The organism is Nonomuraea sp. NPDC050663 (assembly GCF_044456985.1).
In the GTDB taxonomy this organism is placed as follows: Bacteria; Actinomycetota; Actinomycetes; order Streptosporangiales; family Streptosporangiaceae; genus Nonomuraea.
Genome location: NZ_JBITGL010000014.1, coordinates 145,404 through 157,395 on the forward strand (window position 1 = coordinate 145,404; position 11,992 = coordinate 157,395).

Genomic DNA, 11,992 nt, shown 5'->3' on the forward strand with positions numbered 1-11,992 from the left:
GGCATTGACACCGCAACCCCCTCCTAGTTACGGTCTGGACCGTAAATGAGAGGAGTCGGGGTTGCTTAACGTTGCCGAACTCGAAGAGCGCCTGGCCGAACCCAGCGCCGCACTCACCGCGGATCTGGCCGAGCTCGACGGTGACCTGCTGATCCTGGGCGCGGGTGGCAAACTCGGTCCCAGCCTGGTGCGGCTGGCGCTCAGAGGCGGGGCCAAGAACGTCATCGCCGTGTCCAGGTTCTCCGAGCCTGGCCTGGCCGACGCGCTGACCGACGAGGGCGCCACCGTCGTCAGGGCCGACGTGGCCGACGAGCGGGCGCTCAGGGACCTGCCCGACGCGAAGAACGTCGTCTTCCTGGTGGGGGCGAAGTTCGGCACGTCCGGGCGCGAGCACGCCACCTGGTTCACCAACGCCTACCTGCCCGGCCGCGTCGCCGAGCGCTTCCGCGACAGCCGCATCGCCGCCCTGTCGACGGGCAACGTCTACCCCCTCGTGCCGGTCACGAGCGGCGGCAGCACGGAGGACTCCCCGACCGGCCCGGTGGGGGAGTACGCCATGAGCTGCCTGGGCCGCGAGCGGATCTTCGAGCACTTCTCCGAGAGGTACGGCACGCCGCTGGCGCTGATCCGCCTCAACTACGCCGTCGAGATGCGCTATGGGGTCCTGGTCGACCTGGCTCAGAAGGTGCTCGACGGCACCCCCGTCGACCTGTCCACGGGGCAGGTGAACGTCGTCTGGCAGGGCTACGCCAACGAGGTCACGCTCCGCGCGCTCAAGCACGCCTCCGCCGCCCCGCCGTACGTGCTGAACGTGACGGGACCCGAGCTGGTCTCCGTACGGCAGGCGGCCACGGCCCTGGGCGCCGCGCTCGGCAGGGAGCCGGTCTTCACCGGCCAGGAGGCGCCCACGGCGCTGCTGTCGAACGCGGGCAGGTGCCACAGGACCTACGGCTATCCCGGCATCACGCCGGAGGAGCTCATCGAGCACACCGCCCGCTGGGTGGCCGGCGGCGGTCCGCTGCTGGGCAAGCCGACCAAGTTCGAACGACGGGATGGGCAGTTCTGATGTTGTCGACGGCGCCCGAGGCGCAGACGAGCGTGCGCGAGCTCTTCCGCCGCGGGCTGGTGATCCCGGCGCACCCCCTGGCCCTGACCGCCGAGCGCGAGCTCGACGAGCGGCGGCAGCGCGCCCTGACCCGCTACTACGTCGAGGCGGGCGCGGGCGGGCTGGCGGTGGGCGTGCACACCACGCAGTTCGCCATCCACGGCACGCCGCTGCTCTCCCCGGTGCTGGAGCTGGCGGCGGAGACGGCGCGTGAATACTCCCGCGACGTGGTGCTGGTGGCGGGGGCGACCGGGCCCACCGCGCAGGCGGTCGCCGAGGCCGAGCTGGCCCGCGACCTCGGCTACCACATGGTGCTGCTCAGCCCCTACCGGGAGGCCGACGAGGACGAGCTGATCGAGCGTGCCCGCGCGGTCGGCGAGGTGCTGCCGGTGATCGGCTTCTACCTGCAGCCCGCGGTGGGCGGCCGGGCGCTGTCGCGCGACTTCTGGACCAGGCTGGCCTCGATCGAGGCGGTGGCCGGCATCAAGGTCGCCCCCTTCGACCGCTACCGCACGCTCGACGTGCTGCACGGCGTCTGCCGCTCAGGCCGCGAGGACGAGGTGGCGCTCTACACCGGCAACGACGACCACATCCTGGCCGACCTGATCACCCCGCACCGGGTCGTGGTCGACGGCCGCGAGGTGGAGGTCGAGTTCGTCGGCGGGCTGCTGGGCCAGTGGGCGGTGTGGGTGCGCCGCGCGGTCGAGCTGCTCGACGAGGCCCGGCGGGCCCGCGCGGGCGACGACGCGGCGACCAGGCGGCTGCTGTCGCTCGACGGCCACCTGACCGACGCGAACGCCGCCATCTTCGACTCCGCCAACGGCTTCCACGGCTGCATCCCCGGCATCCACGAGATCCTGCGCCGCCAGGGCCTGCTGGCCGGGCGGTGGTGCCTGGATCCGGAGGAGGAGCTGTCGCCCGGCCAGCTGGCCGAGATCGACCGGGTCTGGGCCGCCTACCCGTGGCTGCGCGACGACGACTTCGTCGCCGAGGGCCTGGATCGCTGGCTGAGGTAGCGGCCGCCCATGTCAGATCGTCAGCCGGCCCCCGCCTCAGATCGTCAGCCGGTACAGCGTGAGCGGGCGGCCGCTGGAGCCGCTGGTCAGGTTGCCGGTGCGCTCCGCCAGCCCGGCCAGCTCCAGCCGGTAGAGCATGCGCCTGGCGGTGCGCTGCTGGACCGCGAGCCGTTCGGCGATCTCCTTGGTCGTCAGCGGCTCGCCGCCGGCCGCCTCGCGGGCCTCCAGGAGCTTCTCCAGCGTCGGCACCGACAGCCCCACCCGGCGGGCGATGACCGACAGGTTCTGCTCGGGCGCCGGGGCGGTGCCCACCGACTCCAGGACGATGTCGGTGTCGGCGCGCAGCGACAGCACCGCCGCCACGTCGCCGATGCGGCGGGCCCGGCTCAGCGCCCGGCGTGCCAGGCTCTCGGCCTCGGCGGCGCTGCGGCCCAGGCCGAAGCCGACCCGCACCACCCGGTTGCCCGCGCCGGCCAGCCTGGCCAGCATGGGCAGCGCCGAGAAGCCGCCGGTGGCGTCGTGGAGCGGTCCGCGCGTGGTGACCAGCAGGTGCGTGCCGCCGCGGAAGGCGGCCAGCGTGCCGCCGAGCGCGGTGGCCTCGCGCAGCAGTCCTTCGTCGCTGTCGGCCTCGATGAGCCCGAGGGCGATCTGGGCGTCCTCGGTCGCCTGGCCCTCGGCGGTCAGCAGCAGCTGGCGCAGGGCGACGCGCACCGAGTGCACGGAGGGGACCAGGCGGTGGACGTGCATCGAGCCGCGCAGTTCCTCGTAGACGGAGCTCAGGCAGGTGATCGCCGCGTGCGACTTGCGATGGAAGGCGGCGGTCTTGGCCGAGGTGACGCCCGCCCGGTAGGGCATGGTGCGCACCTGGCCGACCGGAAGGCCCGCCTCGGTGAAGGTCGCGGTCACGTCGCCGGTGGCGAGCGTGTCGATCGACAGGCGGGTCACGTCGTGGCCCTCGTGCTGGAGCCGTACCAGGGCCGACAGGAGTGTCGCGCCCGAGTAGTCGACGAACGCGGCCGGCCTGGTGAGCTGGTCGGCGTCGCGGGCCAGCATGTAGGGCACGATGCCGGTGAACAGCCAGCCTTCGACGGCGCCGGCGTGTGCCTCGACGATCGAGGTGGCCTGCGACTCGTGGTCGTAGTCGAGGCGCAGCGCGCTGACGCCCGGCTGCTCCTCGCAGGTGGCAGCGACGTCGTCGACCAGATCATGCGGTCCGACGACCCCGATGACGATGCCCACCCAGGCCTCCCTTGTTCCGGTCCAGACCGAAAGGCTAACTAATGGAGCTCCACTTTCCAACCATGGCCGAGCCCGAAGGCCGCACCCTCGGCGATGAGGAGGTGGCCGCCGCGGAGCGGGTGATCCGCTCGGGCATGCTCAACTCCGTCTGGGGCACCGAGGCCCGCGCCCTGGAGCGCGAGGTCGCGGAGCTGCACGGGGTACGGCACGCGGTCAGCGCGAGCTCCGGCACCGCGGCCCTCCATCTCGCTGTCGTGGCGGCGGCGCCGGATCCCGGTGACGAGATCATCACGACGCCGATCACGGATTTCGGGACCGTGGCCCCCATCTTGGCGCAGAACGCCGTCCCTGTCTTCGCCGATGTCGACCCGGCCGACGGCAATCTGGATCCCGCGGCCGTCGCCGGGCTCATCGGACCCCGGACCAGGGCGATCATGGCGGTGCACCTGTTCGGCGCTCCCGCCAGGCTCGGCGAGCTGCGTGAGCTGGCCTCCGACGCCGGGATCATGCTGATCGAGGACTGCGCCCAGGCCTGGACGTCGACGTTGCCCGACGGGCGGCCCGTGGGCGGTGCGGGCGACGTGGGATGCCTGAGCCTGCAGCAGTGGAAGCACATCACCTGCGGCGACGGCGGCCTGGCCGTCACCTCCTCCGACGAGCTGGCCCGCCGGATGCGGCTGTTCGCCGACAAGGGCTGGGACAGGGCCGCCGGCCGCTCGCACGCCAGTTTCGGGCTCAACTACCGCATGACCGAGCTGCAGGCCGCCGTCGCCCGCGCCCAGCTCGCCAAGCTGCCGGGGGTGGTCAGGTCCAGGCGCTCGACCGCGCTGGAGCTCCTGGAGCTGCTGGAGGGCCTGCCGGACGTGGTCCTGCCGCGCCCGGAGGGCCACGCGTGGTGGTTGTTCCCGCTCATCGTGCCCGACGCCGCCGCCCTGGCGGAGCGGCTTCGCGCGGCCGGGGTCCCGGCCAGGGCCGGCTACCTGGAGGCCCCGCTGAACCGGGCGCCCGTCTGGGACGCCCCGATCTACGGCACGTCGCGTTACCCCCTCGAGGGCTACGAGCCGCGGCCGTGCCCGGTCGCCGAGGAGCTGGTCGGCAGGACCCTGCTGGTCATCGAGTGGAACGAGCACTACACCACGGAACACGTGGCATGGATCGCGAAGGTTATCCGGACCGGTCCGTAGTTACGTTCATGTATCAAGCATTGACCCCCTGTCTCCCGGTCACTAGGTTTCGGTCAGGACCGGTATTATGAAGGAAAGGATGGCGCCGATGAGGAAGCTCGCGGCAGCCGGCCTCGCGGCCGCCCTGGGAATCGTGCTCGCCGGGTGCGGATCCGGGGGCAGCGGCTCCGGCTCGGACAAGAGCACCGTCACGCTCTGGATGTACCCGGTGATCGGGGACCAGGCCAAGAGCCAGGCGTTCTGGGCGAAGGTCGAGAAGGACTTCGAGGCCAAGAACACGTCCGTGGATCTGAAGATCGACATGCAGCCCTGGGAGGGCCGCCAGGAGAAGGTCACCACCGCTCTGGCCGCCAAGAAGGGCTTCGACCTGGTCGTGCTCGGGCCCGACCAGATCCCCCAGTACGCGCAGCAGGGCACCCTCGAACCGGTCGACGACATCATCGCCGCCGAGAAGGCCTCCTACCTGCCCAACTCGCTCGCCGCCCTGACCGTCGACGGCAAGCTGTACGGCGTGCCGGTCTACCAGACGATCACGGCGCCGATCTACAACAAGAAGCTCTTCGCCGACGCGGGTGTGACGGAGATCCCCGACACCCTGGCCGAGCTCAAGGAGGCCGCGCCCAAGCTGGCGGCCAACAAGGTCGCCGTCCTCGACTACCCCGGCAAGCCCGAGGTGTCGCTGAACCAGAGCTTCTACCCGATCTTCTGGGCCAACGGCGGCTCCATCTTCGCCGCCGACGGCAAGACCGTCGCCTTCAACGGCCCCGAGGGCGTGGAGTCGCTGCAGTTCCTGCTCGACCTCAAGGCCGCGGGCGGGCTGCCCGAGAACACCGCCTCCAAGGGCAACGACATCGAGGGCGGCGCCCTGGCCGGCGGCCAGTCGGCCATGTACCACGCGGCCACCGCCCTGCAGGCCGTCCAGCTCGGCAAGGTCATCGGCGACGAGAACGTCGGCATCGGGCTCCCGCTCGAAGGCAAGAAGCGCGTCGCGTTCGGCATCCCCGGCGGCCTGGTGATGGCCAAGCACTCGGAGAACAAGGAGGCCGCCAAGAAGTTCGCCGCCTACCTGTCCTCGCCGGCCGTCGCCGCCGACCTGGCCAAGGAGTCGGGCTTCTTCTCCGCCCGCACCGACGTCACCATCCCGGGCCAGACGCCCGCGGCGGCGGAGTTCGCCAAGTCGCTGGAGTTCGCCTTCCCCGGTGACACCCACCCGAAGGCCCGCCAGGTGATGGGCATCATCGCCGCCCACCTCCAGGCGGCGCTGCTCGGCAAGGAAGACGCCAAGGCGGCTCTGGACGGTGCGGCCCAGGAGGCCAATACCCTTCTGGCCAGCGGCGGCTGAGTTCAGCTCCGGCCGGCGGCCCCTGCGCGGGCCGCCGGCCGGATCCCCCTGAAAGGTGCGAAGTGCGTCAACGCTTGAGAGATCCGGTAACCGGGCTGCTGTTCGTGTTGCCGATGCTGGTGCTGTTCCTGATCTTCCGGATCTTCCCCTCGCTGGGCGCGGCCGGAATGAGCCTCACGAACTGGAACATCGGCGGCGAGTGGGAGTTCACCGGCCTCGACAACTACGCCCGGATGCTCGACGATCCCACCTTCTGGATCAGCCTGAAGACCACGCTGGTCTACGTGGCCGTCTACGTCCCGATGACCGTGCTGTTCTCGCTGGGCACGGCACTCCTGCTCAACGCGGTCGTGACGATGCGCGGGCTGTGGCGCGGCATGCTCTTCCTGCCCTACGTGACCAGCTTCGTGCTGGCCGGAGTGATCTGGCGCTGGATCTATGAGTACAACGGCCTGATCAACGGCCTGCTCGCCAAGCTGGACCTGGGCCCGGTGATGTTCCTGGAGCGCTCGGAGATCGTCCTGCCCGCCCTGGCGCTGGTCAGCGCCTGGAAGGGCTTCGGCTACTCGATGCTCATCCTGCTGGCGGGCCTGAAGGCGATCCCCGGCTCGTACCTGGAGGCGGCCAGGGTCGACGGCGCCTCGGCCTGGCAGCGGTTCCGCAGCATCGTGCTCCCGCTCCTCAAGCCGGCACTCTTCTTCGTCCTCATCATCGAGACGATCAGCGGCTTCCAGGTGTTCGACACCATCTACGTGATGACCGGCGGCGGACCCGCCCGCGCCAGCTACACCCTCATCTACGCCATCTACGACAAGGGCTTCCGCGGCTTCGAGTTCGGCTACGCCGCGGCCTTCGGCATGGTGCTGTTCGCGATCATCCTGATCGTCTCGCTCATCCAGCGCCGCCTGCTCGGACGGGAGAACACATGACGATCACCGACTCCCGCCCCGCCGTACGCAACGCGAAGACCTCCGCCGCCCGCCCCCGCCGCGCCGCGAGGTCGTGGCCGCTGGTGGCGCTGCTGGCCGTCCTGTCGGTGCTGACGGTCAGCCCGTTCGTGGCGATGTTCATCGTGGCGCTCTCGCCCGCGGGCGAGCCGACGGTGCCCGGCAGCTGGCCGTCGAGGCTGACGCTCGACAACATGCTGCAGGTCCTGGAGACCTCCGGCTTCCTGGAGTGGACGGCCAACTCGGCGATCTACTCGGTGGTCTCCGTGGTGGTCATCCTCATCACCGCCTCCATGGCCGGCTACGCCTTCGCCAAGAAACGGTTCCCCGGCCGCGACGCCATCCTGTGGACCTTCCTGGCCACGATGATGGTCCCCTTCCAGGCCACCCTCATCCCCACCTACGTCCTCGTCTCCGACCTCGGCGGCGTCGACACCTTCTGGGGCCTGATCGTCCCCACCCTGGCCAACTCCCAGGCCGTCTTCCTGATGCGGCAGTTCATCCTGGGGCTGCCCGACGAGCTGTTCGACGCGGCCAAGGTCGACGGCGCCTCGGAGCTGCGCATCTACTGGACGATCGTGGTGCCGCTGACCAAGCCGATCCTGGCCACGCTGGGCGTCTTCGTCTTCCTGTGGCACTGGAACGACTTCCTGTGGCCGCTGGTCATCGGGCAGAGCGACGCGACCCGCACGCTGACCGTCGGGCTGACGATCCTGCGCACCGAGGAGATGCAGATCACGCTGCTGATGGCCTCGGCGGCGATCACCGTGCTGCCGTGCCTGCTGGTCTTCTTCCTGCTGCAGAGGTACCTGGTCAACAGCATCGCGATGACCGGGTTGAAATAGTCTGTCGCTTCATGAGCATCTCCCCGGCGGCCGCCCGGCTGCGCGACCTGCTGCGAGGCAGGCTACTGGCCGCGGCCGCGACCCCGATGACCGCCGGCGGCGAGGTGGACCTCGGCGTGGTGCGGCGCTACTACGCCTCGCTGCTCGACGACGGAGCCGACGGCCTGGCCGTCCTGGCGCACACGGGCCGGGGCCCCTTCCTCGGCGAGCGGCTGCGGGGCGAGCTCGTCGAGCTCGCGCTCTCCTTCGGCGCCCCCGTCGTCGTGGGCGTCGGCGGGACGGAGGGTACGGCGGAGCGTCAGGCGAGGGTGGCCGCCGAGCGGGGCGCTTCCGGCGTGATGCTCTTCCCGTCGCCGGACGACCGGATGGCCGAGCACGACGAGGTGTGGCGCGCCACCGGCCTGCCCATGATCGCCTTCGACCTCTACACCAACCCCTGCCCGCCCGCCGTCCTCGACAAGCTGGTGCACCATCCCGGCGTGGCCGGGCTGAAGGTCGCCCTGCTGTCGGACGCCATGGCCTGCCAGGACGCCATCGCCGCCACCCGCGCCGCCGGACGCCTGGCCATCACGGGCGAGGACCGCATGTTCGGCCCCTCCCTGCTGTGGGGCGCGGAGGCGGCCCTGGTCGGCCTGGCCGCCGCCAGCGTCGGGGTGACCGCGGCGGTGATGCGCGCCTTCCGCGGCGACGACCTGCGCGCCTTCGAGGTGGCCTCGGCGCGGCTCGACCGGCTGGCGGGGCAGACCTTCGTCGAGCCGATGGAGGGGTACGTGCAGCGCATGCTGACCCTGGCGGCCCAGGAGGGCCGCATCCCGGCCGCACACGCCCACGACCCCCACCGCCCCGCCTGACCGGCGCGGGGCGATGGGGGCCGTGAGGCGGCTCGTCAGACCGTGATGCGCACCAGGTTGCGCCCCTTGATCGCGAACACGTGGTCGCCCGACGGGTCCAGCGACAACTTCGGCTCGCCGCCGAACCACTGGCCGCCGAGCCCGGAAACGACCGTCGTGGCGGTGAAGCGCCGCAGGTCGATCCGGTACACCGCGTCGAGGTCGCCGGTGAAGGCGGTGCGTCCGCGGATGACCAGGTCGCCGCCGCGCGCGCTGACCTTGAGCGTCCTGGTGACCGCCCCCGCCTGAAGGTCGTACTCGAACAGCACGCCCGTGTTCGTGATGCCGTACAGCGCGTGGGGCGTGCTCACCAGCCCCGTGACGGACCGGGCCCCGGGCACCGGCTCCACCTGCCACAGCAGCGTTCGCGAGGTCAGGGAGAAGGCCGCCAGCCGCGCGGTGGTGGTCACCGGGGGCAGGCCGAGGCCCTCCTGGGTGAGCGTGCCGAGGTAGGCCACGCCGCGCCGGGTCGCGACCGAGTACACGGTCTGCCGCTCGACCACGGGCCGGTAGGTCGCGCGCTCGCCCGTACCGGGCGAGTAGAGCGTCAGGGCGCCGTTCATGTGGCCTGGCTCGGGCTGGCTGGGCATCACGATCAGGCCGGTGCGCTCGTCGTAGGCCAGGTCGCGTGGCCGGTCCTGCTGGTTGCCCGCCCTCAGCAGCAGGGTGGCCTCCTCCTGGCCGGGCACGTGGGAGTAGAGCGCCGCCTGGGTGTAGACGCCGAGGTAGGTGGTGCCGGCGACGGTCAGCATGGTCTTGGGCTCGCCGGGGATGCCGAGCCGCACGACCGAGCCGGTCGCCAGGTCGTGGATGTCGGCGCCGCTCTTGCCGCCCACGTAGACCCGCCTGTCGTCGGAGTGCACCGACATCGGCTCCTCCGGCGCGGCCTTGAGCCCGCGCTGCACCAGGTTGCGATACTCCAGCGAGCCGGTGGCGGGGTCGTAGACGAAGACGGCGTTGTCCTGCACGCCGTAGATCCGGCCCTCGTGGGCCAGCAGCCGGTGCGTCGCGGCCTCGAAGTACGGCACGCCGATCACCTCGAGCTCGCCCGACTCCAGGTGGTAGCGGTAGAAGGTGCCCGTGGGCCGCCCGGCGAAGTAGACGGAGCCGTCGTGGACGAGCACCGAGACGATGTACTTCTCGCCCGGCGCGGTGGCCTTGACGACCTTGTAGGCGCTGGGGTCGGCCTTGCTGAGCACCAGCAGCTCGGCCAGGGAGTTCATGCCCCCGGCGATGTGGGTGTCGGAGATCGACATGCTGGAGACCCAGTCGCGGTCGGCGACCTCGGCGGGCAGCAGGTCGCGCTTGTCGCCGGTGGCCCGGTCGATCGCGACGAGGTGGGCGTTGGCGCCGATGCCGCAGTAGACGTGGGTGGCGTCGGCCTGGATGCTGCGCACGTACGCCTCGCCGGGCGCGGGCTGGCCCAGGTCGCGGCTGGCGCCGGTGGCCGGGTCGTACTCCCAGACCCGGCCGGGCTCGGAGCAGCCGAGGTAGACCTTGCCGTCGGGGGAGGCGGCCATGGTCCAGATGAAGTGGTCGGGATAGGAGCCGACCTTGGTCACCTGCCCGGTCAGCGTGTCGATCTTGTACAGGTCGGAGCGGGAGTGGGTGCCCGCGTAGACGTCGGTGCCGACCTTGCACATCGCCCAGACGCCGATGCCGGTCGGGATGTCGTAGTGCGCGACCACGCGGTCGGCGGCCAGGTCGTAGGCGCCGACGACGTTGGGGGACAGGCCGCGCGAGCCGGCGTAGAGCACGTTCCCGACGAACTCGCCGTTGCCCAGCGGGCTGGCGACGCTGGCCGGACCGAGGTCGGTGACGGTGCCCGGCGGCGAGACGGCGGAGCGCGTGGAGGCGTGGGCGGGGACCGCGGGCAGCAGTCCTGCGGCTAATCCGAGCTGGAGCAGGCGGCGGCGACGGATCATGGGATCTCCAGGTTGAACAGGGAGGCGGCGTTGCGCCAGGCGATGAGCTCGGCCACGCCGGGCTCGAGCCTGGCCGCGGCGACGGCCCCGTAGGCGGACGAGGGGTCGATCAGGGTGGCGTCGGTGCCGAAGAGCAGCTGCCGGTGGTCGACCGAGGCGACCACCTCGGCGATGCGCCCGGCGGGGAAGTGCGACCAGCAGGGTTCGAGGTAGAGGCGCTCGCAGGCGCGGGCGGCCTCGATGGCGTGGCGGAAGCCGTCGGCGCCCATGTGCCCGGCGATCACCCGCAGCCCGTCGATCTCCGCGCACACGCGGGCCAGGTCCAGCACGGAGGCGCCCCAGGTGTGCACCAGCGCGGGCACGCCGTACGACGCCACCAGTTCCAGGGCCCGGCGCATCTGGGGCGAGGTCACGGGCGAGCCGGTGTAGTCGGTGTGGATCTTGACGCCGACGAAGCGGCCGGTCGGCAGGTAGGCGGCCAGGTCACGCTCGGCGTCGGCCAGGCGGCGGGGGTTGACGGTGACGTAGCCGTACAGCCGGTCCGTCAGCGCCTCGGCCAGCGCCCTGTTGCCCGCGGGCGCGTCGTAGATGACCGCCTCGGTGGCCGAGACGATGGCCAGGTCGATGCCGTAGCGGTCCATGGTGCGATGGTTGGCCTCGGCGACGTCCATGGTGAAGAACCACGGGCCCCAGTGGGCGTGCACGTCGATGATCATGGGTGCAGCAGCCTCCTCGCGTTGCCCCCGGCCACGGCGGCGACCTCGTCGGGCTTCAGCCCGCCGGTGGCCAGCCGAAGCAGGGGGACCAGGGGTTCGTAGAAGGGCGCCCGCGAGCCGTACAGCAACCGGGAGGCGCCCGCCTCGGCGGCGGCGATCTCCAGCGCGTCGGGGGAGTTCAGCAGGCGGGTGGAGGTGTGGAAGCCGGGTTCCTCCTGGGCGGCGACCAGGAAGTCGCCCAGGTGGTAGAAGTGCGTGTCGAGGAAGACGACGTCGAGGCCCAGGCCCGACAGCGGCTGCCAGAAGCGGCGCACGTCGCCGCCGGTGAGCACGACCAGGCCGAGCGCGGCGCAGCGCCGGGCGACGTGCCGCACGCTGGGGAAGCCCGCCTCGACTCCCTGCTCCTCGGGGAAGAGCCGCACGGCACGCACGCCCAGGCCCGCGACCCGCTCCAATTCGCGGGCCGCTCCGATGGGGTCGCGCAGGTCCACCGCGGCGACGGGCGTGAACTCCCGGCGTGCGAGGATCTCGTCGTTGCCCGACTCCACGTCGAAGAGGGCGGCGCGCAGGGAGGCGGCCGCAGCGCGGCGGATCGGGTGCTCGCCCAGCACGTCGTGGACGGGGCGCGGCAGGTCCCTGTCGGGGTAGGCGCCGACGAGCACGTCGATGTCGAGCGTCACCTCCAGCTCGCCGATCAGGTTCCCAGCGTCGAACACGAATCCTCCCTTGACGGTTTCTGCGCGAAAGATTACGGTCTGGGCCATAATTGAGCAAGAGTGAAAG

11 protein-coding genes are annotated in these 11,992 nt (G+C 71.4%); 7 read left to right on the forward strand and 4 right to left on the reverse strand.

Translation table 11 applies throughout. The annotated features are described in order from the left end of the window. Positions 1-61 precede the first annotated feature (61 nt). Positions 62-1,066: an NAD-dependent epimerase/dehydratase family protein gene (locus ACIBH1_RS34920; RefSeq protein ID WP_397318273.1), complete on the forward strand. Its 1,005-nt coding sequence runs from the start codon at positions 62-64 to the stop codon at positions 1,064-1,066. Next, positions 1,066-2,121 (forward strand): dihydrodipicolinate synthase family protein, encoded by a 1,056-nt coding sequence (locus ACIBH1_RS34925; protein WP_397318274.1) that lies wholly within the window; start codon positions 1,066-1,068, stop codon positions 2,119-2,121. Before ACIBH1_RS34920 ends, ACIBH1_RS34925 begins: the two co-directional genes overlap by 1 nt. Before the next feature lie 36 nt (positions 2,122-2,157). On the opposite strand, the gene ACIBH1_RS34930 is transcribed toward ACIBH1_RS34925, so the two are convergent. After that, positions 2,158-3,360: a hypothetical protein gene (locus tag ACIBH1_RS34930; RefSeq protein ID WP_397318275.1), complete on the reverse strand. Its 1,203-nt coding sequence runs from the start codon at positions 3,358-3,360 to the stop codon at positions 2,158-2,160. Positions 3,361-3,422: 62 nt separating this feature from the next. Between ACIBH1_RS34930 and ACIBH1_RS34935 the strand changes: the two genes are divergently transcribed. The 5 genes from ACIBH1_RS34935 (at position 3,423) to ACIBH1_RS34955 (ending at position 8,529) form a co-directional block, all read left to right on the forward strand. Next, complete coding sequence (locus ACIBH1_RS34935) at positions 3,423-4,544, forward strand: DegT/DnrJ/EryC1/StrS family aminotransferase (protein WP_397318276.1); 1,122 nt, start codon at positions 3,423-3,425, stop codon at positions 4,542-4,544. Between the two features lie 88 nt (positions 4,545-4,632). After that, positions 4,633-5,886, forward strand: coding sequence for an ABC transporter substrate-binding protein (locus tag ACIBH1_RS34940; RefSeq protein WP_397318277.1), 1,254 nt, complete (start codon positions 4,633-4,635; stop codon positions 5,884-5,886). A gap of 74 nt (positions 5,887-5,960) precedes the next feature. Further along, positions 5,961-6,815 carry a carbohydrate ABC transporter permease gene (locus ACIBH1_RS34945; RefSeq protein ID WP_397318278.1) on the forward strand — a complete coding sequence of 285 codons (855 nt, stop codon included), beginning with the start codon at positions 5,961-5,963 and terminating at the stop codon, positions 6,813-6,815. Continuing rightward, entirely contained in the window at positions 6,812-7,678 is an 867-nt protein-coding gene (locus ACIBH1_RS34950) for a carbohydrate ABC transporter permease (protein ID WP_397318279.1), read from the forward strand. Before ACIBH1_RS34945 ends, ACIBH1_RS34950 begins: the two co-directional genes overlap by 4 nt. An 11-nt stretch (positions 7,679-7,689) precedes the next feature. Continuing rightward, entirely contained in the window at positions 7,690-8,529 is an 840-nt protein-coding gene (locus ACIBH1_RS34955) for a dihydrodipicolinate synthase family protein (protein ID WP_397318280.1), read from the forward strand. A gap of 35 nt (positions 8,530-8,564) precedes the next feature. Here ACIBH1_RS34955 and ACIBH1_RS34960 read toward each other — a convergent pair whose 3' ends face one another. From ACIBH1_RS34960 to ACIBH1_RS34970, 3 genes are read right to left on the reverse strand one after another with little or no spacing between them, the layout of a single operon-like run. Continuing rightward, the gene (locus ACIBH1_RS34960) at positions 8,565-10,493 is read right to left on the reverse strand and encodes a hypothetical protein (protein ID WP_397318281.1); all 1,929 of its coding nucleotides are present in this window, start codon (positions 10,491-10,493) and stop codon (positions 8,565-8,567) included. Continuing rightward, positions 10,490-11,209, reverse strand: a complete 720-nt coding sequence (locus ACIBH1_RS34965) for an amidohydrolase family protein (protein WP_397318282.1) — start codon at positions 11,207-11,209, stop codon at positions 10,490-10,492. Before ACIBH1_RS34965 ends, ACIBH1_RS34960 begins: the two co-directional genes overlap by 4 nt. Further along, positions 11,206-11,925: an amidohydrolase family protein gene (locus ACIBH1_RS34970; RefSeq protein ID WP_397318283.1), complete on the reverse strand. Its 720-nt coding sequence runs from the start codon at positions 11,923-11,925 to the stop codon at positions 11,206-11,208. Before ACIBH1_RS34970 ends, ACIBH1_RS34965 begins: the two co-directional genes overlap by 4 nt. Positions 11,926-11,992: the final 67 nt, after the last annotated feature.

Bases quoted from the DNA above. Each gene is read 5' to 3' on its own strand.
- ACIBH1_RS34925 (WP_397318274.1), top strand. From the start codon at position 1,066: ATGTTGTCGACGGCGCCCGAGGCGCAGACGAGCGTGCGCGAGCTCTTC.
- ACIBH1_RS34935 (WP_397318276.1), top strand. From the start codon at position 3,423: ATGGCCGAGCCCGAAGGCCGCACCCTCGGCGATGAGGAGGTGGCCGCC.
- ACIBH1_RS34940 (WP_397318277.1), top strand. From the start codon at position 4,633: ATGAGGAAGCTCGCGGCAGCCGGCCTCGCGGCCGCCCTGGGAATCGTG.
- ACIBH1_RS34950 (WP_397318279.1), top strand. From the start codon at position 6,812: ATGACGATCACCGACTCCCGCCCCGCCGTACGCAACGCGAAGACCTCC.
- ACIBH1_RS34955 (WP_397318280.1), top strand. From the start codon at position 7,690: ATGAGCATCTCCCCGGCGGCCGCCCGGCTGCGCGACCTGCTGCGAGGC.
- ACIBH1_RS34960 (WP_397318281.1), bottom strand. From the start codon at position 10,493: ATGATCCGTCGCCGCCGCCTGCTCCAGCTCGGATTAGCCGCAGGACTG.
- ACIBH1_RS34965 (WP_397318282.1), bottom strand. From the start codon at position 11,209: ATGATCATCGACGTGCACGCCCACTGGGGCCCGTGGTTCTTCACCATG.